Origin of the sequence: Bacillus cereus group sp. BfR-BA-01383, from assembly GCF_022663495.1 — a bacterium.
Classification (GTDB): domain Bacteria; phylum Bacillota; class Bacilli; order Bacillales; family Bacillaceae_G; genus Bacillus_A; species Bacillus_A cereus_AU.
In genome coordinates this window covers 125,145-148,221 of sequence record NZ_JAKUFP010000003.1, presented here as the reverse complement: position 1 = coordinate 148,221, position 23,077 = coordinate 125,145, and the positions used below count along the sequence as shown (strand labels likewise).

Here is a 23,077-nt window from a genome sequence, read left to right as displayed (position 1 = left end):
CTAACTCCTCCATCTCAACTTCCTGTCTTACTTAACAGTATTATTGTATCATAACATGGACGCAAACAAATAAAACATTGAACCAAATTTGCGAAAAAGCGATAATGTGAAAAGAATTATTTTTCAAAAGGAGCGCATACAATGACACAAGAAATTGAAATTGAATTTAAAAATATAGTTACAGAAGAAGAATTCGACATATTATGTAAATCGTTTTCGATTGAGGCATTTACAAAACAAGTGAATCACTACTTTGAAACACCAGGCTTCGCGTTAAAAGAAACTGGCTCTGCACTTCGTATTCGTCATAAAGGTGAAACTTATACATTAACATTGAAACAGCCTGCGGAAATCGGCTTATTAGAAACGCACCAAGTCGTAACAGCAGATGAAGCAAGATTGATGATGGAAACAAACACAATCATTCAAGGGGATGTAGTAGACCAACTACACAAATTACAAATTCCAGTTTCCTCTTTAACGTATATGGGCAATTTAACAACAGAAAGAGCAGAAACGTTATTTGAAGGCGGAACACTTGTCTTTGACCATAGTTTCTATTACAATCACGATGATTATGAAATCGAATATGAAGTACAAGATGAGGAAACTGGTAAAGCCGCATTTATGAATTTATTAAAGCAACATAACATACCAGTTCGCCATACAAATAACAAAGTAAAACGCTTTTTCCTTGCCAAACAAAACAAAGCACGCTAAAGTGAAAATTCCACTAGTGAATACGTTTTACTGGTGGATACGTCTCACTTAAAAAAGTAAAAGATTCATTTATAACATATAGAATAAGCAAAGAATGTTATGAAGGCTGTTTAGTTGCTCTTCATAACATTCCATTGCTACAATAGATATACATTTCATGGAAAAAGGAGTTTATAAAGGATGAGCAAGCAACCGATGACACCATTTGAAGCAATTGGCGGTGAACAATGCATTGCAATATTAGTGGATACATTTTATTCCTATGTGAGTAAACACCCTGACTTATCTCCCATCTTCCCGGATGATTTAACAGAAACCGCTAGGAAGCAGAAACAATTTTTAACACAATATTTAGGTGGTCCTAATTTGTACACTGAAGAACACGGTCATCCTATGTTAAGAGCACGCCATCTTCCGTTTGAGATTACTCCAAAACGAGCAGAGGCTTGGCTATCATGTATGGAGCAAGCAATGGATGATACAGGAGTGCATGGTCATATAAGAGAGTTTGTTTTTGAGCGTTTAGCATTAACTGCTCAGCATATGGTTAATACTCCAAACGAAACAGGTGAAGTGTAATGGATAAGCAGGAAGCAAAGCATATCAATATGCCCTCTCCTTCCGCATGTGAGCATAAGTCTGTAGAAGCATATTTATTTATTGATCCACTTTGTAAAGATTGCTGGGAAATCGAGCCATTTATTATTAAACTATGGCTCGAATACGGGAAATACTTCTCTATTCGTCATATCGTAACAGGAAAAGTGGACGGAACGAACGCTTCCTCACACAAATGGAATAAACCTGCTAATATTCGATTTGTGTGGGAAAAGACAACAAGTTTACAAGGTTTTTCATGTGATGGAAAGGTACATATGCAAGAAGCATCATCAACACCATATTTAGTTTCGATGGCAATTAAGGCAGCGGAGTTGCAAGGCCGAAAAGCAGGTTCGAAGTTTTTGCGCAAACTCCAAGAATACATTTTCCTTGAAAATGTATCGAACCCTGACTGCGAATTATTACTTGCATGTGCGAAAGATAGCAATATTGATGTAGAAGAATTCAAAAAAGATTTACATTCCGCCAGTGCAAAAAAAGCTTTCCAATGTGATTTAAAATTCACAAATGAGATGCATATTACAGAGATACCTTCCCTCGTATTTTTTCATGCGAATTCAGATGAAGAAGGTATTAAAATCGCTGGAACTTATTCCTATGACGTATACGTACAATTATTGAAAGAACTTGTAAAATGTGAAATTGAGCCAGAACCGTTACCACCTTTAGAGGTGTTACTAGAAGCAACACAATTTATCTCTTCAAAAGAAATAGCATTTATATACGACTGCTCGCAGCAAGAAATTGAGCGCGAACTAAAAAAATTACAACTGAAACGAAAAGTACAAATGGTTGAAGTAAAGTGCGAACGGTATTGGAAATGGATAGCAAAAGAAAAAGACCTGGTGTAAACACCAGGTCTTTTTCTTTACGGCTTATAAAAATATTAAAGGGGATGGGAGAAATTTTCACGTTCAAACAAAGGGGTATATGTTTGTATGTGAATTCGTTCACGCTTATTATATTACAAGATTCGACGTCAGATGACAACCCCTTTTGTCGAATTTCACACTTTTGTCACATTCTAAACGTTTTCATTTTTGAATAAGCTATATAAAAGCTCTTTAGGAGGTGTTTTTCATAAAAAAATCCTATATGTTACTAATTTTTTTATGTATCCTTGTTTCTTTTTTCTTGTATATTCTCTCTCTACTACAAGCTTTTCCTAAAATTATTGCCTTGCCTCTTTTATTTGGAGTCATCGTCATCGCTCTTTCCTATTTCAATCATAGAAAACGATTTAAAGGGTTTTAACTTCAAAAACCAACTGTAAAACTGTCTTCTAATTTAGAAAAAGTAAAGAAATATCCTCTTTATTTTCGACAAATATCGACATAGTTAACTTTTTAAAACATGTGCTAAACAAAAAAAGACGAGGATAAAATCCCTCGTCTTTTCTCATTAGTTCTCTTCAAATAATAACGCTTCTAATTCATTTAATTTCTCTTCAAATACTTGTAGTGCCTCTTTTACAGGTTCAGGAGATGCCATATCTACTCCTGCTCTTTTCAGCACTTCAATTGGATAATCAGAGCTTCCTGCTTTTAAGAATTCGTTAATGTAACGTTCTACTGCTGGTTGCCCTTCTTCTAAAATTTGTTTAGATAGTGCTGTTGCCGCACTAAATCCTGTTGCGTATTGATATACGTAGTAGTTGTAGTAGAAATGCGGAATACGAGACCACTCTAAGCCAATTTCTTCGTCGATTACTAAAGCGTCACCGAAATATTTCTTATTTAAATCGTAGTAGATCTCCGTTAACATGTCTGGCGTAACAGCATGTCCTTCTTGTACTTTCTTATGAATAATATGCTCAAACTCTGCGAACATCGTTTGACGGAATACAGTACCACGGAATCCTTCTAAATAGTGATTTAATAAATATAGACGCTCTTTCTTATCTTCTGTCGTTTTTAATAAATAGTCATTTAGAAGTGCTTCATTACAAGTTGATGCTACTTCTGCAACGAAGATTGAATAATCTCCATATACGTGCGGTTGTGTCTTCCTTGTATAGTAACTATGCACCGAATGACCAAACTCATGAGCAAGTGTAAATAAGTTATTTACATTATCATGCCAGTTCATTAAAATATACGGATTTGTTCCGTATGCCCCAGATGAATATGCTCCGCTTCTTTTTCCTTTATTCTCATACACATCTACCCAGCGATTTTCATATGCTTCTTTCAAAATATCAACATACTCATCACCAAGTACATTTAAAGACTTTAATAACATTTCTTGCGCTTCTTCATACTTCACATTCATTTTCACTTCTGGTACAAGTGGTGTATATAAATCATACATATGAAGCTCATCAAGACCTAGGGCACGCTTACGAATATCAATGTAGCGATGTAGTAAGTGTAAATTATCATTTACCGATTCAACAAGTTGATCATACACCGCTTCAGGAATATTATTATTACTTAATGCAGCTTGACGTGCAGAATCGTATTTACGAACGCGTGCATTGAAATTATTACGTTTCACAGCTCCGCTTAACGTACTTGCAAAAGTGTTCTTATATTTTCCGTACGTTTCATATACAGCTTTGAATGCATCTTCGCGCACACGACGATCATCACTTTCTAAAAATTGAATATAACGACCATGTGTTATTTCTACTTCTTCTCCATCTTCCCCTTTAATAGATGGGAATTTTAAATCCGCATTATTCAACATACCAAATGTATTACTTGATGCACTCATCACTTCAGATGCTTCTGCTAATAGCGCTTCTTCAGCTTCAGATAATACGTGCGGACGTTGACGTGTAATTTCTTCTAATGCATGCTCATATACACTTAGCTCTCGATTTTCTCGTAAGAAAGTTTGTAGCGTCTCTTCTGAAATAGATAAAATTTCAGGAACGATATAAGCTGTGCTACTAGATACTTGTGAATATAAATTTGTTGCGCGATCATTTAATGCTTGATACACAGAGTTTGTTGTATCTTGATCGTAACGCATATGTGCATATGTATATAGCTTACCTAATCGCATTGAAATTTCATCTTCATATTGCAATGCCTCAAGCAAATTGTCTGCAGAGTCGCCAAGCTTCCCTTTAAATTCAGTTAACTTTGGCAATAGCTCTTTAATAGCTTGGAATTCTTTTTCCCATTCTGCATCTGTTTGGAAAACATCTTCTAATCGCCATGTGTTTGCTTCTTCAATCTCATTGCGATCTGGTAATGATTTTACTCTATTTTGTTCAGCCATTCTTTAAGCCCTCCTTTAAATATCTCTACTTAAGTACAATTCGTTTTTTTCTTATGTAATTCCTTCACGATCAGTCTTTATTATATCCCCTTTTCCTCCTCTCATGTTATACTTTGCCTCAAATAGAGATAGTGCATGCGTTAAGCAAATTTCATCATGTTTCCTAACTTCTTCCTCTGTTTGTAACATAACTACATCCCTTATTTTCTGGTACGTATAAGTACCTACTTTATGCAACACACCTACATAACATAAAAAGGTCATATATTCAGTCATAACATAAAAAGGTCATATATTCAGTAACTGCCTCTTTCCATATGTGTTGCGAAAAATATGGTAGTAGGCGTCTCTTCGTATACTTTTTCACGTTATGACATACATATTGAAGGGAAATACAGTCCCCTACCGCAAGCTTACCTATACACTTCATATATATAAAAGCTTGCCATATAAATGGATTTGTTTGAAAAGCAAATAAAGACGGGAGCGGAACACCTATTTCAGAAGGAAAACTCGCTGGGGTACACTTATATTGATATAAGAGGCGTAATAGTGACTTATAATTATAATTCCAAATCGGCAAGGCATTTTGCCGAAAATAGTTCTTCCTTTTCTTCCATTCTTGCTCTAATTTTTCTTTTCGGAAAGAAACGGGGGAAAAGAGCATTTCAACAGTAGTCGTATCGATTGATAAATAAATAGTATGTGAGAAAGAGACATTTGTAGAAAATGGAGTGATAAAAGCGCATTTCATAAATGATTTTTGTTTTGGACAGAAAAAAATAAGAAATGGCTGAGGATAAGATTGTAAGGAGAAAGCCAGAAGTGAGGAGAATTGCATCCAATATGCAGATTGTTTTTTTAATTGATTTCCACCAATAATCCAGATAACTTGTATACTAGCTTGCCAATACGAATACGTTCGTTTATACAGCTGTTCTACGGAGATATTGGCGCATTGGTATTCGATCGCAATATTTCTGCCATCTCTCTCTACGAAAATATCTGGTCGTTGCTGAATTTCTGAAAGATAATGCTCTATATCCACATGAAACTTTTGACGTTTTAACCATCTATATACCAATTCTTTTCCGTGCCTATGATACATAGATTCCGCTTCATAAAAGGCAAGGCATGAATCCACTTTCTTATGAGCAAAATGCCAGCTTTTTTGTTTCCCTAATTTCATTAACACTTCCTTTCCGCAAGCTACGCAAAAGAATCGTTCTTTTTGGCGCATACGGTGTAAAAGCTCTTCATCACGATTGTAGAGTAAATGAAGTTTTTCTCCGTTCTCTCTTTTAGCGATAAACATCGTCATCACACCCTTTCGATTTCTTATATTCTACAATTTATTACAAATTCCTTTTCAAAAAAGAGATGTCCCAATTTCGGACATCTCTTTTTATAATAAAGGCGATAATAACCGGTACGCCGATTCCACAATGCGTCTATGAAGACGTCTTTTATGAAAACGATCGACATGAATTTCACTTGATTCTTCTAAATCATCTTTAAAATCTTGCACAAGTTTTCGAATACTATCTGTATCATATAAAAAGGCATTTACTTCAAAGTTCAAATGAAAGCTTCTCATATCCATATTTGCTGTCCCAATTGAAGCTAAATCAGAATCAACGATGACAACTTTACTATGAAGAAAACCTTTTTCGTATTCATATATCTTTACTCCCGCATCTAATAGCTCTGGGAAGTACGATCTCGATGCGTAAAAGACAGTGCGCTTATCAGGCTTACTCGGCATTAACAAACGAACATCAATACCAGCAAGTGCCGCTACCTTTAACGCGGATAAAATATCATCATCAGGAATGAAATACGGCGTTGCAATCCAAATTGATTTCCGAGCCGAAGCAATCATTGCAAAATACAAATGTTTAATCGTTTCCCATTTATTATCCGGTCCACCTCCAACGAGTTGCACGCCACCCCAATGATCGCCCTCGACTGCCTCTGCTTGTAAATATTCAGGGGCTAACACAGCCTCACCAGTCATATAAAACCAATCTTGGAGAAAAATAAGTTGCAAACTTTGAACAGCTTCACCACGTAAATATAAATGCGTATCTCGCCAAAAACCGAAATATTTATCCTTCCCTAAATATTCATCCCCAATATTTAATCCACCTACAAACCCTTCATTTCCATCAATAATAACGATTTTCCTATGATTTCGATAATTAATCTTATCGTTTAAAATTGGAAAGCGCACAGGGAAAAATGGAATCATTTCTACTCCTGCATCATTCAATTCTTCAATATACGAGTTTGATAATTTAAAACTTCCAACTGCGTCATATAAGAAACGAACGACAACGCCTTCTTTTGATTTTTCCATTAAAATATCTTTAATTTCTGTACCGAGCTTGTCATCACGCACAATATAATACTCCATATGAATGTGGTGTTTCGCTCGATTTAACCCATCTAAAATTGCCTGAAACGTTTCGTCTCCATTTGTTAATGTTCTCGTTTCAGTTTGGAATGAAATATTTAAAGCGCCTAATCGATCTGCTAAACGAAATAACAATTCCTGATGCTTATGATTGCGCAAAATTCGCTCTTCATAATCTTCATGCCCCTTATATTGTAAAAATGCCTGTTCATCTAGTAATGCCTTCTTTTGGAACATTCTTTTCCTTCGAAAGTTCTGTCCAAATAAAAGATACGCAAAGAAACCGAACACCGGAAAAATACCTAGTACAATTAACCACGTAAGCGTTTTAGATGGATGACGGTTTTCTAAGAAAATAACACAACCAATTAAAAACGCAGATACGGTAAATACAATACTAATAATACCTAAAATCGAAATATCTTTTATCCCAATTACATCCGAATAAAATGCTACATCAATAAACATACGTAGCGAAACAAATAATGCGAACAATAGTAGGATAAAGAAAAGTAGCTTTAACGTATTTTTCATCTCTTACCTCCTAACTAAGAAAGCTTTCCTATTCTTCATATAAAAAGCCGATTTCATACTACAGAAATCGGCTTACGTTTTAGCCGGAAAATTATTGCGAATTGTTTCAAGCGCATGCTCTTTCACAATTTGTTTCCCGTACTCACTTACACGATGAATTGTTAAAGTAGATTCTTCTCCATATTCTAAAATAATACTTAAAATACGATCAATTTCTTCTTCATCATGTAGCACTTCATCGAATTCCACATATACATAATAGCGGTCCTCAAATGAATGCAGTTCATCTTTTATATCCTCAAAGATTAGACGATGACTTAACGAAATGACATCTTCAAAATCATTAAACTTAATTAAAAAGCCTAACGTACCATCTTCATTAAAGGTTGTTCCTGCTTGTTCTTCTACTTCTTCCACTAATTCTTGCTGGAATAAGGATTCAATCCCTTCATCTAAAGGAATGTCTATAATTTTGTCTACACCTATCGGCAGTTCTAACTTTTGTCCATCCTTTGAAAGTTCTGCTTTCGTTACAAGTATTTCAATCCCTTTATCGACTGCTTGCACTTGAATCCATAACGGCCCATCAATAAAGAAATCATCGTGATCACGCGCTTCATCCATCATCTCCCAAAAGAGCTCTTCACTTCGTTCGCGGTCGTACCATATTTCTTCTCGATTAAACCCTCTGTCCTCTATATCAATGTACGTAATAAAAAATTTCATCGTATGATCATTAATTCTTTCAATATCCAAAATATAACTCTCCCTTCCTGCTTAGTATTGTTATGAAGGGATTCCCCACTCATATGACAAATCAATAGATTCTTGTACTTTCATTTTATGATAAGATTCTCCAGAATGGAAATAAAATCGATTTATTTTACAAAAATAGTTATATGCCTATCTTCACTCGATCATCTACATAAATATATCATTATATTGATTTCTTACTCACAAAAAATTCGGACATACATTTCCACATTCCCCCGTACACTGTAATAAAGTGAAACTTCTATTAGAGAAGGTTTTTAGTCCCCAAAGATGCAGGAATCTTTCTTCATCACATACATATAATTCGCTTATTAAAACATCATAAATGGAGGCAGACGAATGGACTTAGAGTTTTTAACATCTGTACTAATGATTGTCGGTATCGATGTTGTACTAGGTGGTGATAATGCCATTGTCATCGCACTAGCTAGCCGAAATTTACCTGAATCAAAACGAAATAAAGCCATTCTGATCGGTACTATTTTAGCAATTGTGCTACGCATTCTCCTTACAATACTAGCTGTCTATTTACTCGACATTCCATTTCTACAGCTTACTGGCGGGGTTTTGCTTACATTAATTGCAGTAAATTTACTAACTGATAATAGCAACGATCTTTCTGCTATTCAAGGAAAAACAACTTTATTCCAAGCAGTGCGTACAATCGTATTCGCGGATCTTGTTATGGGATTTGATAATGTTATTGCCATTGCAGGTGCCGCTCACGGGAGGTTTATACTCGTCATAATCGGTTTACTCATTTCTATCCCGATTATTATTTGGGGCAGTAAACTTATTTTAATACTTATGGAACGCTTTCCACTCCTCATTTATTGCGGAGCAGCAATTCTTTCCTATACAGCAGGAAAAATGGTTACACACGAAGACAGACTTGCAACATTTTTTCACAACAACCCAAGTTTCACCAAAGGCATTCCTTTCTTGTTCATTTTCACCGTTCTATGCATCGGCTTTATCGTTCAACAAGTGCGATTACGGAATGTGAAACATTAAAAAAAACCTTCTACTCTATAATAAGTAGAAGGTTTTCATATTATTATAATTAATTTACAAGACGCTGTGCTTCACGCAATTGGAACGTTCTTACTGTACGTGGTAAGAAACGACGGATTTCGTCTTCGTTGTAACCTACTTGAAGGCGCTTCTCGTCAATCATAATTGGACGACGTAAAATCCCTGGATAGTCACGAATCATCTTATATAAATCTTGAAGTGGTAAAGACTCTAAGTTTACATTTAATTCTTGGAAAACTTTAGAACGAGTAGAAATAATCTCATCCGTTCCGCTTTCTGTCATACGTAAAATCTCTTTAATTTCCTCAATCGTTAATGGATCTGAGAAAATATTACGTTCTGTATAAGGAATATGATTTTCCTCTAGCCATAATTTCGCCTTTCTACAAGACGTACAGCTTGGAGAACTATATAATGTTACCATACAAAGCTCACTCTCCTTAAAGAGTACAAATTCTGTACTAATTACAGTTTAAATTTCTAACTTCAGCAATTTTTCGCGATAACTTGTCTTATAGCAAAGTGCAAAAATCGCATTTCATGTAAGCAACAACTTATAACAAACAACAATTACTTTTAATAAGTAACTTCTATAATCATTATACAATAGATTTTGCAAGAAATATACAGTAAATTTCCTGCTAGTTGAGAAAACTCTTCCGCGTATTCCACTGCTATGTAACATGATTACACTGTCTTTAACTGTCCTTTAACAACGATATCTAGCCCTTTGAACACGCGCTTTTCATAGATTTCTCATATGATATATAGTTATTTTCTCATAATTTTCCCTATGAAAGAGAGAACGTTTTCTTACCTTTCCCTGATAATTCAATTAAGAAATGTAAGACTATACAGAAGAAAGATAAAAGGAACATTTGTTCTCATTTTAACAAACATCCTTTCCCATGTCTACATGATTTCTAAAGTAAATGAAAAATTTTTCTGACATTTCTTTCTTTTTTTCCTTTTATCTCATACAATAAACATAGAGACAGGCAAAGGGGGAATTTGCATATGATCGCTTTTTTTACTGATTTTATCATTGTTGCTACCCTCATCATCGGAATAACAGCATTGATTGGTGTCATTACAAATAGCATCGGTGAAAAACTCTTTGGCGGAAAAGAAAAGATGAAGTTTGTTAATAAAAGTTTGGATGTGCAGTCCGGCTGGAACCAAGTTGGCGGGAAAGGTATTTATAAGAAACGTACGTATTAAAAAAAAGCAGGTAATCACCTGCTTTTTTTTATTTCTCTACTGATGCCCATTTGAAGCTTACTTCGCCACCATATTTATGATTGTACATATCTTTAATTGTTTCTCTTTGTAAGTATGCTCTACCACGTTGATATACTGGAACAATCGCAGCGTCATCAAGTAACATTTTTTCCGCTTCTAATAAGTTCTTCCAGCGAGCATTTACGTCGCTTCCATCTTTCTTCGCTTTCATAATAATCTCATCGTACTTCGGATTAGAATAATTCATTTTATTTTGTGGCCCGTCAGTTACGAACATATCAAGATATGTAACTGGATCTGGGAAGTCTGCACTCCATCCAGAGAATGACATTACATAGTCACCCGCATCTTCTAATTTTAGTTTTTGCGCGAATGGCTGTTGTTTAATTTTCACTGTTAAACCTGGTAAATTCTTTTCTAACTCACCTTTTAAATATTCACCAGTTTTCTTCGATAATTCAACGTCTTCATTTAATAACTCTAATTCAATTTCATTTTTACCAAGCTCTTTTTTACCAGCTTCCCAATACTTTTTCGCTTCTTTCACATTTGGTGTTACAATATCTCCATTTTCAGCACGGAAATCTTTGTTATCCGGCCCTTTAATGAAGTTATCTGGAATTAATCCCGTCGCTGGCTTAGAACCATTATTTAATAATGTATCAACGAATGGTTTACGGTCAAAACCAAGCGAAATTGCTTTACGAATATTTTTATTTGCTAAAGCTGGGTCTTTTTGATTTAAGCGAAGGAAGAATACAGAAGTATCTTCTACCGTTTTAAAATCTGGTTTTCCTTTATATTTATCGATGAACTCTGCTAATAACGTCGCTCGATCGACTGCGTTTGTTTCATATAAATTAATTGGCGTAGACGTATCTTTTACAATATTAAAGTTTACTTCGTCAAGCTTCACTTCTTTATTGTCCCAATATGATGAGCTCTTTGTCATCTTGAAGCTACGTTCATGCTGCCAATCACTTAATGTAAATGGACCATTATAAAGTGTTGTGTTTGCTTCTAAACCAAACTTCGTACCTTGCTCTTTCACATACTTTTCATTAACAGGATAGAAGATCGGATAGACCATTAAATCAACAAGATATGGAATAGAATTATCCAATTCTACTTCTAATGTATGATCATCAATTGCTTTTACGCCTAATTGATCTGGACTCATCTCTCTTTTATTAATTTTTTCTGCATTTTTTATATCATACATAATGTACGCTGATTTTGCAGCTGTATCTGGATTAATCGCTCTTTGCCATCCATATACGAAATCTTTCGCTGTTACAGGTTCACCATTTGACCATTTTGCATCTTCACGTAATTTAAATGTATACTTTTTACCGTCCTCTGACTTTTGGAATTCTTTCGCTACACCTGGAACTAACTTATCATCTTTTCCAAGACGGTATAGTCCTTCCATCGTGTTGTTCATTACTTTCGAAGAAACTGCATCAGCTGATAAAGCTGGGTCCATCGTTGGAATCTCTTGTGTTTCAATTAAGTTAATAACTTGCTTCGTACCGCTTTTCCCGCTATCCCCTTTTGCGTTCGCTTGCGGCTCATCTTTTTGATAACTACATGCCCCTAAAATCATGCTCATTGCTACTGTTGATGCTACAAAAACTGGTATCTTTTTTTTCATACTTCCACCCCTCCAAAAAATGTTAGCCCTTTCATTTTCAAACAGAAAGAAATATATATATGTTCTAATAATTCATATTATACACACAAATATATTTTTTGTATATTTATATTTCTATTTTATTAAAATTTTCTGTTAACACTCAATGAATTTGTAAACGTTTCATACTGCGTATTTATTGAACTAAAGTGTTAGAAATACCAAATTTTATACTTTTCTAAATTATCAGAGAAAAATAAATTTTATATTCTATAATATTCTACGTATAATTATTCCTCCCTTTTTATCATAAAATAAAGGTTTATTCATATTAAAAATATGTAGGCTAAAATGAGTGCAAAGGATCTGAAAGTGTGTTACGATACACTTTGCTAAAAATAGATATCGGTAAAGAGGGGACGGACATGACAGCAATTCACTCCAAAAACGGGCCGACAGAGAAATTAAGTTTATTCTTATTAACATGGCCTATTTTTCTAGAAGTTTTTCTTTTTATGTTGATGGGGATCGCTGATACTTTCATGTTAAGTGCATTATCAGACGATGCTGTATCTGGGGTTGGTGCAGCGAATCAATATCTTCATATCGCTATTTTGGTACTAGAAGTTATCGGGAACGGCGCAGCTATCGTCGTATCTCAATACCTCGGTTCCAAACGATTTATGGAGGCATCTAAAATATCAGCATTAGCCGTCACATTAAATTTAGTAGTCGGGCTCGTTATAAGCGCTGGTTTTCTTTTATTTTCAAAACATATGATGATGGCAATGAACTTACAAGGTGACGTACTAACGTATGCGCAAAACTACTTATCCATCGTCGGAGGAGCTATCTTCCTTCAAGCTATCATTAACTCATTAGCCGCAATTATCCGCGTACACGGTTTTACAAAGCAAGCGATGTTTGTTTCACTTGGAATGAATATTATTCATATCGCCGGAAACTACGTACTCATTTTCGGGAAATTTGGTTTCCCTGAACTTGGTGTGCAAGGTGCTGCGATTTCTTCCGCTGTCAGTCGACTACTGGCACTTATTGTGTTCTTCTGGTTACTATACCGCGTTATGGAATACCGCGTGAAATTACAATATTACTTCACCTTATCAAGAGAATACGTCGGGAAAATTTTAAAGATTGGCATTCCATCTGCATTTGAACAAGTCATGTATCAAGCTTGTCAAATTGTCTTCCTATATTACGTAACATATTTAGGAACGGATTCATTAGCTGCTAGACAATACGCTACTAACATTTCCATGTTCACTTATTTATTCGCAATTGCGATTGGTATGGGAACTGCAATTATTATCGGGCGCCTTGTTGGCGGCGGTGAAAAAGATGAAGCATATGAACGCGTATGGAAAAGTGTAAAATGGGCAATTGGCGTAACTTTATGTATGGTCGCTCTCGTTATTACATTCCGTACACAATTAATGGGACTGTTTACAGATAATCCGCACATTATTACATTAGGCGCGTCAGTTCTTTTACTAAGTGTACTACTTGAGACGGGACGTACAATGAACATTGTCATCATCAATTCACTTCGTGCAGCTGGTGATGCAAAATATCCTGTTTTAATCGGTGCATTCTCTATGGTGTTAATGAGTTTACCGCTCGGTTACTTTTTCGCCTTTCATTTAGATATGGGGCTAGTCGGTATTTGGCTAGCGATTGCGATTGACGAATGGACGCGGGCAATTATTATGTTCTTCCGCTGGAAAAGTAGAGCGTGGGAACGTTATGTGCTTGTTAAACCACCTGAACAAGAAGAGAGTGTTTCTGTTCAAGCGCAGTAAAAATCGTTTGATTAAGGTATCAATAATGATAAATGAAATTTCCACCAGCAATTCTTTGAATATATCAATTTATTGACGAATGTTTATAATATACATGTTTTATATAATAGAAAAAGAGCCATCCTTCCATAACAGAAGAATGGCTCTTTTTCTTATTGATAGATTTCTTTATATTTCTTATACTCTGCTTCAGAACATAGTACGAAATGTCCTGGGCGAATCTCGCGCATTGTTGGTACTTCGTTGCCGTAATCATGTTGAGATGGATCGTATACGATACGTTTACGATTGCGCTCATAATCCGGATCTGGAAGCGGAATCGCTGATAATAGTGATTTTGTATATGGATGAATTGGATTCGCATATAACTCATCACTTGTTGTTAGCTCAACGATTTGACCACGGTACATTACGCCGATGCGGTCACTAATGTATTTTACCATTGATAAATCATGGGCAATGAATAAGTATGTTAAACCTTTTTCTTTTTGTAACTGTTTCAGTAAGTTTACAACTTGCGCCTGGATCGATACGTCAAGTGCTGAGATTGGCTCATCGGCAATGATAAATTCAGGTTCTACAGCAAGTGCTCGAGCAATACCGATACGTTGACGTTGTCCACCTGAGAATTCATGCGGGAAACGGTTTGCGTGTTCTTTATTTAAGCCAACTGTGTTTAACAGTTCATGAACACGGTCCATACGCTCTTTTTTGCTTTTTGCTAGTCCGTGAATATCAATACCTTCTGCAATAATGTCCCCTACTGTCATACGAGGATTTAATGATGCATATGGATCTTGGAAAATCATTTGCATTTTACGGTTGAATTTCTTCAGTTCTGCGCGTGATTTTTTACCATGTACATTTTCACCATCGAACAACACTTCACCAGCAGTCGCATCGTATAAACGAATGATCGTTCTTCCAGTTGTTGATTTACCACAGCCTGATTCTCCTACAAGACCAAATGTTTCTCCGCGGTAAATATCAAATGAAATATCATTAACCGCTTTGACAACACCACCACTCACGTCGAAGTGTTGCTTTACATTTTTTACTTCAATTAATTTCTCACGTTGTTTAGTCATGTTGTTCACCTGCTTTCATTTGAAGAATGCGTTTTTCAACAACTGCCGGCGGTTTTACTTCTGGCGCTTGCTCATGAAGTAACCAAGTTGCCGCATAGTGTGTATCACTTACTTTAAATAAAGGTGGTTCCATTTCAAAATCAATTTTCAGCGCCTGCGGGTTACGTGGTGCAAAAGCATCACCCTTTGGCGGCTTTAATAAGTCTGGAGGCGTTCCAGGAATTGCATATAGCTCTTCTTCTGAACCATCTAAGCTTGGCATAGATGCAATTAAGCCCCATGTGTATGGATGTTGTGGATTATAGAAAATTTCATCAACAGTTCCAATTTCAACAACTTTACCAGCGTACATAACCGCAACTCGGTCTGCAACGTTTGCCACTACACCTAAGTCATGCGTAATGAAAATGATTGCCGCTTCTGTTTTTTGCTGAATGTCCTTCATAAGCTCTAGAATTTGTGCTTGAATTGTAACGTCTAGCGCTGTTGTCGGCTCATCGGCAATTAATAATTTTGGGTTACAAGCTAACGCCATCGCAATAACTACACGCTGTCTCATACCGCCTGAGAATTGGTGAGGATATTGTTTTAAACGAGCTGCTGGATTTGGAATACCTACAAGGTCGATTAATTCTACAGCAACTTTACGTGCATCTGCTTTACTCATCCCTTGGTGTTTAATAAGACCTTCCATAATCTGATTACCAATTGTCATTGTTGGATTTAACGATGTCATTGGATCTTGGAAAATCATCGCAATATCTTTACCGCGTACTTGCTGCATTTCTTTTTCTGTTAGTTTCGTTAAGTCACGACCTTCAAATACGATTTCACCGTTTTTAATACGTCCTGGAGGATTCGGAATTAATCCCATTAACGCTTTAGAAGTAACTGATTTACCAGAACCAGATTCTCCTACAATCGCTAATGTTTCTCCCTTTTTCAAATCAAAAGTAACACCGCGTACAGCTTGTACTTCACCTGCATGTGTATCAAAGGAGACTTGCAAATCTTTTACCTCTAGCAATGTTTTCATTTTTACTTCTCCCCTCTTTTACTTACGCATTTTTGGATCTAACGCGTCGCGTAATCCGTCTGCCATTAAGTTGAATGCTAAGATTAACATACTGATGACAACCGCTGGGATGAACATCATATGTGGATACGTTTGAATTGATTTATAACCGTCATTTACAAGAGATCCAAGTGATGCGAATGGTGGCTGAATACCTAAACCAATGAAGCTTAAGAATGCTTCACCAAACACCGCTGTTGGAATTGTAAACATTGTCATTACGATAATTGGTCCCATTACGTTCGGGATTAAGTGTTTCACAATTAATTGTGTATTCGTTGCGCCTAATGTACGAGATGCTAATACGTATTCTTGGTTTTTTAATTTTAGGATCTGTCCACGAACGATACGCGACATCCCTATCCAACCTGTAATTGCCATTGCAAGTGTAATCGACCATATACCTGATCCCATAATGATTACCATTAAAATAACGATGATTAAGTATGGAATACCGTTAATAATCTCCATAATACGTTGCATAATGTTATCTACTCTACCGCCGTAGAATGCGGAAATACCTCCGTATGCAACCCCAATTACTAAGTCAATTGCTGCTGCTAAAAGAGCGATATATAATGATACTCGCGTACCTTCCCATGTTCTTGTCCATAAATCACGGCCAAGATCATCTGTACCAAACCAGAAGTACTCTTTAATATCACGTTTTTCATATTGGTCAACACCATATTGATCTGTACCGTCAAATGGTAACCAATGAATATTTTCAATCACTGGAATTTTCGGTGGCATTTTCGCACGACCTAAATCCTGCTCTTTATAAGAATGTTTACTTACCATCGGTCCAAAAATTGCTAGTAGTACAATAATGCTTAATAATACGAAACCAAACATCGCACCTTTATGTTGGAACAAACGTCTTCTTACATCTTGCCAAAACGTTAAGCTTGGACGGGCAATGACTTCATTATCAACATTATTTTGATTGGCTGGTTGAAATAAATCTGGAGATAATTTTTGTACATCTTTCATCATTTTTTCCCTCCCGCTAAACGAATACGAGGATCAATAATTCCGTATAAAATATCGACAATGAAAATAACTACGATGAAGATCGCACTATAGAAAATTGTAGTTCCCATAATAACTGTATAGTCATTCACTGTAATAGATTTAACGAACTGTTCCCCAAGTCCAGGTACAGCATAAATTTGTTCAATAACTAGTGTCCCTGTAATTAACCCTGCAACCATTGGTCCTAAAATTGTTACAACTGGAATTAACGCGTTACGAAGTGCGTGTTTTACAATGATAACGCCTTGGCTAATCCCTTTTGCTTTCGCTGTTAAAATGTAGTCAGCTTGCATAACTTCAATTAACTCTGCACGAGCGAAACGTGCGATTGTTGCGATAACTCCCATCGATAAAGCAATTGTAGGCATTACTGTAAACTCTGGTCCTTTCCAGAACGCTACTGGGAACCAACCAAGTTTTACCCCTACGAAATATTGTAGTAATGCGGCGAATACGAACGATGGTACCGACATCCCGAGTACGGAAATGACTGTCGCTCCATAATCGACCCATGTATTGTTACGAAGTGCCGCAACAATTCCTAAAATTAAACCGATAAATGTTCCTAATATAATCGCTTGTAAACCAAGTTGTGCTGATGGTCCAATGCGATCCACAATCATATCTGTTACTGGACGGTTATCATATTGGAATGATACCCCTAAATCACCTTGTGCCAAGTTACCTAAGTAACGTGCATATTGAACTGGTACTGGATCATTTAAACCATATTTTTCAAGAATGATTTCTTTTTGTGCCGGTGATAACTTCTCCTGGTTTTTCAGCGGAGAACCCGGAAGTAATTTCATCAAGAAGAAAGTCAGTGTAGTAATTAAAAATAATGTCAAAGCCATGTACACGAAACGTTTTAATACATAACGTCCCATAGTCAAGCACCTCCCCGTTTTTCTCAAAAGCAATAAGATAGTTTGAAATATTCTTACTTTTATTTTTTAAAATAAGAGCATATGCCCATCATAGGCATATACCCTTGTAAACGATGGAAAAAAAGATTATTTTTGTTCAACAGATGCCCATTTGTAAGTTAATTTACCACCATAGTTAATTGGGATAATATCTTTCACGGCACCTTTTACCACATATGCTGAACCTTTTTGGAAGATCGGAGCAATAACTGCATCCTCTTTAATTAATATTTTCTCTACTTCTAAAAGGTTGTTCCAGCGAGCTTGTAAATCTTTTGTATCTGTTTTTGCTTTTAGAATTAGCTCATCATATTTCGGATTAGAATATCCTGTTTTATTTTGTGAACCATTCGTAACAAACATATCTAAATATGAGATTGGATCTGGGAAGTCTGGAGCCCAAATACCAAACGCCATATCGTATTCCTGAGAGTCTTCTAACTTATTTTTTTGCGCAAATGGCTGCTGTTTAATTTTAATCGTTAAACCAGGTAAGTTCTTTTCCATCTCACCTTTTAAGAATTCGCCAATTTTTTTAGCATCTTCGTTATCGAAGCTTAAGAATTCTAGTTCGATTTTATCAGTGCCAAGCTCTTTCTTCGCTGTTTCCCAAAGTTTTTTCGCTTCTTTTGCATCCGTTTCAACTAGATTTCCATTTTCAGCACGGAAGTCTTTTTTATTCGGACCTTCAGCGAAATCTTTTCCAACAAATCCGTAAGCACCGATTGCGCCGTTGTTTAAAATAACTTTTGCAATGTTATCACGGTCAAAGGACATCGAAATTGCTTTTCTCAAGTTTTTATTACTCAAATATTTATTATTTTGATTAAATCTTAAGTAGGCAACTCCAGCTTCTTTTCGTGTTTCAAACTCTGGATTTTGTCTAAACTTATCAACAAATTCCGATGTTAGAACCGCACGATCAATCGCATTTGTTTCATATAAATTTACATCAGTTGATGTATTTTTCGAAATATTGAAATTTATTTCTTCAAGTTTAACTGTTTTGTTATCCCAATATGACGGGTTTTTCTTAAATTGGAAGCTTTGTTCATGTTTCCAATCACTCATAACGAATGGCCCGTTATATAATGTTGTATTTGCCTCTAAACCAAACTTATCACCTTGTGATTTCACAAAATTTTCATTTAATGGGTAAAATACTGGATATACTGTTAAATCAATAAAGTAAGGAACGGGATTGTCTAATTCCACTTCTAATGTGTAATCATCAATCGCTTTTACACCTAATTGGTCAGCAGGTAATTCTCTTTTATGAATTTTTTCTGCATTTTTAATATCGAACATAATGTACGAATACGTAGCTTTTGTATCTGGATTTACTGCTCTTTTCCATGAATACACAAAGTCTTTCGCTGTTACAGGTTCCCCGTTCGACCATTTCGCATCTTTTCTTAATTTAAATATGTATTTCTTCCCATCATCTAGCTTTTGGACGTCTTCAGCAACCCCAGGCATTCTCTTTTGATCTTTGCCAGTACGATATAAACCTTCCATCGTATTATTTAATGCTGTTGAAGATGCAGAATCTGATGCTAATGATGCATCCATTGACGGAATTTCAGATAACTCTGTTAGATTAAGAATCTGTTTCCCGTTACTACTACTAGTAGCGTTTTCTTTCCCTTTTGCTTTCGCGTCATCCTTCTCGTAGCTACACGCGCCAAGCAACATACTTGCAGTTAAAGTTGATGCAAGTAATAACGGTATCTTTTTCTTCATGTTGTGTTGCCTCCCCTAATTGCCATTCCTGTGCCCCCACTTGTAAAAAAGTAGAATTGAAAGAATAATCTCCAAGTTTCTACAATTTTCATTATACATATAATACGACGATTGTGAATATAGTTTTTTGTTTTTTTGTTAAAATTTTTAATAAAATGTTTATATTTTAAATTTTTTGTAAAGGAATACGTTAACATTGCTACCATCATCTTGAAATTAGAACTCAATTGCATGCAATTTTCAAAAAATTATTTATATTACTTATTATAACTTTTATAGTATAATAATTCTAGTAATATTTTGACGGAGGGGAATATTTTGAATAAAGTTTTTTTTCATACTTGTATACTATTTTTTGTAGCGATAATCGCTTCTAGTGTGGGCGCATTCCTCGTTTCATCACAGTTTTTGTTGAATTTTGTCAACATCTCATTCTATATCGCATTGTTTTTTATTCTTATAGGTGGTTTTTTATTCATATTTCAAAAGGGATTTTTTAACGTAACAATTTACGCATTCCAAAAAGTGTTTGGTACAAATAAAAAAATTGACTCTTTAATTGAAGAAGCAGAGGAACCTATCGATAAGAAAGAACGTATTTATAAAACATATTCATACAAATGGACGTATCCGATTTGTATTACTGGTATCGTACTTGGGTTGTTCTCGACTGTCATTAGCTTTACTATTTTGATGTAGTTTGCAAACGCTATTCCATATGATATAATAATCAGCAAAACATTTTGTTATAAAACTTTAGTTCTTTCATATTAAAAGGGCTCAGTTAACAATAAATAAATTTATATGTATGCGATGATAAAGAAGAGTACATATTGGGGCAATTTCAGAGAGCTTGTGGCTGGTGTGAACAAGTAATTGTACAATATGGAATGGGCTTTTGAGCACCAAACCGAACCGAAAGTAGTAGGCTTTGGCGTTATATCCAAACGTTATTATGGATCTGAGAGATTTCACAGCTGTGAAATAATTAGGGTGGTACCGCGGTCCATTCGTCCCTATGTAATTTGGGATGAATGGGCTTTTTTGTATGCCTTCTCTTCCCTATCGCACACTCAATTTTAGGAGGAATTACTTATGTCAGTTATCTTTTCTGGTATTCAGCCAAGCGGAACGATTACACTTGGAAACTATTTAGGGGCTATGAAGCAATTTACAGAACTTCAAAACGAACACGACTGTTATTTCTGCATTGTAAACCAACATGCCATTACAGTACCTCAAGATCCTATACAACTTCGTAAAAATATCCGTAGTCTTGCAGCTTTATATGTTGCATGCGGCATTGACCCTGAAAAAGCTACTTTATTTGTACAATCAGAAGTACCAGCGCACGCTCAACTAGGCTGGATTATGCAATCAGTTGCGTATGTTGGAGAATTAGAGCGTATGACACAATATAAAGATAAAGCATCTGGTAGAGATTCAGTTCCAGCTGGATTACTTACGTATCCACCATTAATGGCTGCTGATATTTTACTTTACAACACAGAAATCGTGCCTGTTGGCGATGACCAAAAACAACATATGGAATTAACACGTGATTTAGCAGAGCGTTTCAACAAACGTTTCCGTGAAGTGTTCACGATTCCTGAAATTCGCATTCCAAAAGTAGGAGCTCGCGTTATGTCATTAACAGAACCTACGAAGAAAATGAGTAAATCTGATCCGAATCCAAAATCAATGATCAGCATGCTTGATGAGCCAAAAACAATCGAAAAGAAAATTAAAAGTGCCGTAACTGATTCTGAAGGTATCGTTAAATTTGACAAAGAAAACAAACCTGGAATCTCTAACTTATTAACAATCTACTCTTCATTCTCAGGAAAAACAGTAGAAGAAATAGAAGCAATGTACGAAGGAAAAGGATACGGCGACTTCAAAGGTGACTTAGCACAAGTAGTCGTAGAAGCAATCCGCCCAATCCAAGACAAATATAACGAACTAATCAACTCACCAGAACTAGACGAAATTCTAGACAAAGGTGCCGAAAAAGCAAACCGCGTTGCATTCAAACAACTACGCAAAGTAGAAAACGCAATGGGACTAAGTAGAAAACGTAGGTAACTTAAAAGGCGGAGGCGACTGCTTAGCCCTGACGGATAAGGTTCTTTCCCACAGAGGGTGCTTTTTACCTTCTCGTGGGGAAGGTTCTTAGACGCGAAGGGCTAGGAACCGGAGCTGGGTTTTATTATAAAGCGGAAGCGGCTCGTTCAGCTCTGACTGGCTAAGGTTCTTTCGTATAGAAGACGCTTTTTGTCTTCTTATGCGGAAGGTTCTTAGACACGAAGAGCTTGCCGCTGGAGCTAGATTTCTACAAATTAAAAAACCGCCAATTGGCGGTTTTTTAATTTACCTTCTGCTCATTTTCCATTTCCCATAACTTTTCGAAAAACGGTTGTCCTTTTACAAGGCGCTCGCATAATTGTTCGTGCTTTTTAGACCATCCAGTTTTCGCTTCATCATAAAGCTTAGTCCAAACATCTTCAAACTCCATATGTTGGACCATCCCGTACGCTGATGGATCCCACTCTGTGAACCAATAGCGAATTTCAGCTGGGTTTTTCGTTGTATGTAATTGATCTAACGCCATAAATAATAATTGTTTAAGCTGTCTTTCTTTACGAGTCAAGCCATTCATAATGAAAGGTGATGGTGATAAAATATGATGTTCTTTTTCAATTTCTTCCACTTGGAACTCATACTTTTCTGCTTGCACATTTTCTACCATCTCATATACCATCTGTTCTTGACGAGGTATAAGTCTGCTTTTTCGAATCGGCACATTGTAGCCAATTGAATCAATCGCAATAATTCCTTTTCCATCTGTAACTACAAAACAATATTCTTGCTGCAAACGTTCGTGATTTTTACGAATATAAGCCTTATGATGTACGTCTTCCAATAACTTTTGCGGAAGCTCTAACAATTCGTTCTCGATGTAATGATATAATGTGGAATCTACTTTTAATAATGGCACTTGATCTAATAGCTCAATCGTATCATCTTTCCGCCATTCGTAAAAATGACAAACGTTATACCCATTCTCTTCACCTTCAAACCAATTTACCCATACATCATGTAGATATAACATTCTCTACCCCTCACTTCACTACTGTTTGTACCAATCATTATGTTCAACTTTGCTTAACTTTATTCCACCTTAGGA

The 23,077-nt window shown here is 35.9% G+C and carries 20 protein-coding genes, 1 pseudogene and 1 other annotated feature; of the genes and pseudogenes, 8 read left to right on the top strand and 13 right to left on the bottom strand.

All coding sequences use genetic code 11. The features are described 5' to 3' along the window. Positions 1 to 141 precede the first annotated feature (141 nt). The 3 genes from MR065_RS04630 (at position 142) to MR065_RS04620 (ending at position 2,192) form a co-directional block, all read left to right on the top strand. Positions 142 to 720: a CYTH domain-containing protein gene (locus MR065_RS04630; protein WP_242212665.1), complete on the top strand. Its 579-nt coding sequence runs from the start codon at positions 142 to 144 to the stop codon at positions 718 to 720. Positions 721 to 900: 180 nt separating this feature from the next. Further along, a complete protein-coding gene (locus MR065_RS04625) occupies positions 901 to 1,299 on the top strand; it encodes a globin domain-containing protein (RefSeq protein WP_000043382.1) in 399 nt (132 codons plus the stop codon). Next, entirely contained in the window at positions 1,299 to 2,192 is an 894-nt protein-coding gene (locus MR065_RS04620; protein WP_242212664.1) for a ClpXP adapter SpxH family protein, read from the top strand. The genes MR065_RS04625 and MR065_RS04620 overlap by 1 nt, the downstream gene beginning before the upstream one ends. A 550-nt stretch (positions 2,193 to 2,742) precedes the next feature. Here the strand turns inward: MR065_RS04620 and pepF are convergent. The 4 genes and pseudogenes from pepF to mecA form a co-directional block, all read right to left on the bottom strand. Then, positions 2,743 to 4,569 (bottom strand): oligoendopeptidase F, encoded by a 1,827-nt coding sequence (gene pepF / locus MR065_RS04615; protein WP_242212663.1) that lies wholly within the window; start codon positions 4,567 to 4,569, stop codon positions 2,743 to 2,745. A 51-nt stretch (positions 4,570 to 4,620) separates the two neighbouring features. Then, a pseudogene (locus MR065_RS04610) lies at positions 4,621 to 5,893 on the bottom strand (competence protein CoiA). A gap of 81 nt (positions 5,894 to 5,974) precedes the next feature. Further along, on the bottom strand, positions 5,975 to 7,519 hold the full coding sequence (locus tag MR065_RS04605; RefSeq protein ID WP_242212662.1) for a cardiolipin synthase: 1,545 nt from the start codon (positions 7,517 to 7,519) through the stop codon (positions 5,975 to 5,977). Between the two features lie 72 nt (positions 7,520 to 7,591). Further along, positions 7,592 to 8,275, bottom strand: a complete 684-nt coding sequence (mecA, locus tag MR065_RS04600; protein ID WP_098990997.1) for an adaptor protein MecA — start codon at positions 8,273 to 8,275, stop codon at positions 7,592 to 7,594. A 357-nt stretch (positions 8,276 to 8,632) separates the two neighbouring features. Between mecA and MR065_RS04595 the strand changes: the two genes are divergently transcribed. After that, positions 8,633 to 9,307: a TerC family protein gene (locus tag MR065_RS04595; RefSeq protein WP_097903974.1), complete on the top strand. Its 675-nt coding sequence runs from the start codon at positions 8,633 to 8,635 to the stop codon at positions 9,305 to 9,307. Between the two features lie 49 nt (positions 9,308 to 9,356). On the opposite strand, the gene spx is transcribed toward MR065_RS04595, so the two are convergent. Continuing rightward, positions 9,357 to 9,752 carry a transcriptional regulator Spx gene (spx, locus tag MR065_RS04590; protein WP_000258267.1) on the bottom strand — a complete coding sequence of 132 codons (396 nt, stop codon included), beginning with the start codon at positions 9,750 to 9,752 and terminating at the stop codon, positions 9,357 to 9,359. 593 nt (positions 9,753 to 10,345) lie between these two features. On the opposite strand from spx, the gene MR065_RS04585 reads away from it, so the two are divergent. Further along, on the top strand, positions 10,346 to 10,549 hold the full coding sequence (locus tag MR065_RS04585) for a hypothetical protein (protein ID WP_000559981.1): 204 nt from the start codon (positions 10,346 to 10,348) through the stop codon (positions 10,547 to 10,549). Between the two features lie 28 nt (positions 10,550 to 10,577). Here the strand turns inward: MR065_RS04585 and MR065_RS04580 are convergent, their stop codons facing one another. Further along, positions 10,578 to 12,224, bottom strand: a complete 1,647-nt coding sequence (locus MR065_RS04580) for a peptide ABC transporter substrate-binding protein (RefSeq protein WP_242212661.1) — start codon at positions 12,222 to 12,224, stop codon at positions 10,578 to 10,580. A 353-nt stretch (positions 12,225 to 12,577) separates the two neighbouring features. Here MR065_RS04580 and MR065_RS04575 point away from each other — a divergent pair, with 353 nt between their 5' ends. Next, the gene (locus MR065_RS04575) at positions 12,578 to 14,023 is read left to right on the top strand and encodes an MATE family efflux transporter (RefSeq protein ID WP_242212660.1); all 1,446 of its coding nucleotides are present in this window, start codon (positions 12,578 to 12,580) and stop codon (positions 14,021 to 14,023) included. Positions 14,024 to 14,175: 152 nt separating this feature from the next. On the opposite strand, the gene MR065_RS04570 is transcribed toward MR065_RS04575, so the two are convergent. The 6 genes from MR065_RS04570 to MR065_RS27570 all read right to left on the bottom strand — a co-directional run bounded on the left by MR065_RS04570 (position 14,176) and on the right by MR065_RS27570 (position 20,099). After that, the gene (locus MR065_RS04570) at positions 14,176 to 15,111 is read right to left on the bottom strand and encodes an ABC transporter ATP-binding protein (protein ID WP_097903970.1); all 936 of its coding nucleotides are present in this window, start codon (positions 15,109 to 15,111) and stop codon (positions 14,176 to 14,178) included. Next, positions 15,104 to 16,147 carry an ABC transporter ATP-binding protein gene (locus tag MR065_RS04565; RefSeq protein WP_097903969.1) on the bottom strand — a complete coding sequence of 348 codons (1,044 nt, stop codon included), beginning with the start codon at positions 16,145 to 16,147 and terminating at the stop codon, positions 15,104 to 15,106. The genes MR065_RS04570 and MR065_RS04565 overlap by 8 nt, the downstream gene beginning before the upstream one ends. Positions 16,148 to 16,165: 18 nt before the next feature. After that, complete coding sequence (opp3C, locus tag MR065_RS04560; RefSeq protein WP_097903968.1) at positions 16,166 to 17,182, bottom strand: oligopeptide ABC transporter permease; 1,017 nt, start codon at positions 17,180 to 17,182, stop codon at positions 16,166 to 16,168. Continuing rightward, positions 17,179 to 18,108: an oligopeptide ABC transporter permease gene (gene opp3b, locus MR065_RS04555; RefSeq protein WP_097903967.1), complete on the bottom strand. Its 930-nt coding sequence runs from the start codon at positions 18,106 to 18,108 to the stop codon at positions 17,179 to 17,181. The genes opp3C and opp3b overlap by 4 nt, the downstream gene beginning before the upstream one ends. Positions 18,109 to 18,234: 126 nt before the next feature. Beyond that, on the bottom strand, positions 18,235 to 19,890 hold the full coding sequence (locus tag MR065_RS04550; RefSeq protein WP_098269029.1) for a peptide ABC transporter substrate-binding protein: 1,656 nt from the start codon (positions 19,888 to 19,890) through the stop codon (positions 18,235 to 18,237). Continuing rightward, complete coding sequence (locus MR065_RS27570) at positions 19,887 to 20,099, bottom strand: hypothetical protein (RefSeq protein WP_098269028.1); 213 nt, start codon at positions 20,097 to 20,099, stop codon at positions 19,887 to 19,889. Before MR065_RS27570 ends, MR065_RS04550 begins: the two co-directional genes overlap by 4 nt. 109 nt (positions 20,100 to 20,208) lie before the next feature. Here MR065_RS27570 and MR065_RS04545 point away from each other — a divergent pair, with 109 nt between their 5' ends. Beyond that, positions 20,209 to 20,589, top strand: a complete 381-nt coding sequence (locus MR065_RS04545) for a DUF3899 domain-containing protein (RefSeq protein WP_097903964.1) — start codon at positions 20,209 to 20,211, stop codon at positions 20,587 to 20,589. Between the two features lie 105 nt (positions 20,590 to 20,694). Next, positions 20,695 to 20,911, top strand: a binding site (T-box leader). Positions 20,912 to 20,985: 74 nt separating this feature from the next. Next, positions 20,986 to 21,975 (top strand): tryptophan--tRNA ligase, encoded by a 990-nt coding sequence (trpS, locus tag MR065_RS04540; protein ID WP_097903963.1) that lies wholly within the window; start codon positions 20,986 to 20,988, stop codon positions 21,973 to 21,975. A gap of 280 nt (positions 21,976 to 22,255) precedes the next feature. Here trpS and MR065_RS04535 read toward each other — a convergent pair whose 3' ends face one another. Continuing rightward, positions 22,256 to 23,002 carry a YjbA family protein gene (locus MR065_RS04535; protein ID WP_097903962.1) on the bottom strand — a complete coding sequence of 249 codons (747 nt, stop codon included), beginning with the start codon at positions 23,000 to 23,002 and terminating at the stop codon, positions 22,256 to 22,258. Positions 23,003 to 23,077: the final 75 nt, after the last annotated feature.

What these genes read in the sequence shown, in the direction of transcription:
- MR065_RS04550 (WP_098269029.1), bottom strand. Translation starts at nt 19,890, where the DNA reads ATGAAGAAAAAGATACCGTTATTACTTGCATCAACTTTAACTGCAAGT.
- MR065_RS04580 (WP_242212661.1), bottom strand. Translation starts at nt 12,224, where the DNA reads ATGAAAAAAAAGATACCAGTTTTTGTAGCATCAACAGTAGCAATGAGC.
- opp3b (WP_097903967.1), bottom strand. Translation starts at nt 18,108, where the DNA reads ATGGGACGTTATGTATTAAAACGTTTCGTGTACATGGCTTTGACATTA.
- MR065_RS04620 (WP_242212664.1), top strand. Translation starts at nt 1,299, where the DNA reads ATGGATAAGCAGGAAGCAAAGCATATCAATATGCCCTCTCCTTCCGCA.
- pepF (WP_242212663.1), bottom strand. Translation starts at nt 4,569, where the DNA reads ATGGCTGAACAAAATAGAGTAAAATCATTACCAGATCGCAATGAGATT.
- MR065_RS04535 (WP_097903962.1), bottom strand. Translation starts at nt 23,002, where the DNA reads ATGTTATATCTACATGATGTATGGGTAAATTGGTTTGAAGGTGAAGAG.
- opp3C (WP_097903968.1), bottom strand. Translation starts at nt 17,182, where the DNA reads ATGATGAAAGATGTACAAAAATTATCTCCAGATTTATTTCAACCAGCC.
- MR065_RS04585 (WP_000559981.1), top strand. Translation starts at nt 10,346, where the DNA reads ATGATCGCTTTTTTTACTGATTTTATCATTGTTGCTACCCTCATCATC.
- MR065_RS27570 (WP_098269028.1), bottom strand. Translation starts at nt 20,099, where the DNA reads ATGATGGTAGCAATGTTAACGTATTCCTTTACAAAAAATTTAAAATAT.
- MR065_RS04570 (WP_097903970.1), bottom strand. Translation starts at nt 15,111, where the DNA reads ATGACTAAACAACGTGAGAAATTAATTGAAGTAAAAAATGTAAAGCAA.
- MR065_RS04625 (WP_000043382.1), top strand. Translation starts at nt 901, where the DNA reads ATGAGCAAGCAACCGATGACACCATTTGAAGCAATTGGCGGTGAACAA.
- trpS (WP_097903963.1), top strand. Translation starts at nt 20,986, where the DNA reads ATGTCAGTTATCTTTTCTGGTATTCAGCCAAGCGGAACGATTACACTT.
- MR065_RS04565 (WP_097903969.1), bottom strand. Translation starts at nt 16,147, where the DNA reads ATGAAAACATTGCTAGAGGTAAAAGATTTGCAAGTCTCCTTTGATACA.
- MR065_RS04605 (WP_242212662.1), bottom strand. Translation starts at nt 7,519, where the DNA reads ATGAAAAATACGTTAAAGCTACTTTTCTTTATCCTACTATTGTTCGCA.
- spx (WP_000258267.1), bottom strand. Translation starts at nt 9,752, where the DNA reads ATGGTAACATTATATAGTTCTCCAAGCTGTACGTCTTGTAGAAAGGCG.
- MR065_RS04595 (WP_097903974.1), top strand. Translation starts at nt 8,633, where the DNA reads ATGGACTTAGAGTTTTTAACATCTGTACTAATGATTGTCGGTATCGAT.
- MR065_RS04630 (WP_242212665.1), top strand. Translation starts at nt 142, where the DNA reads ATGACACAAGAAATTGAAATTGAATTTAAAAATATAGTTACAGAAGAA.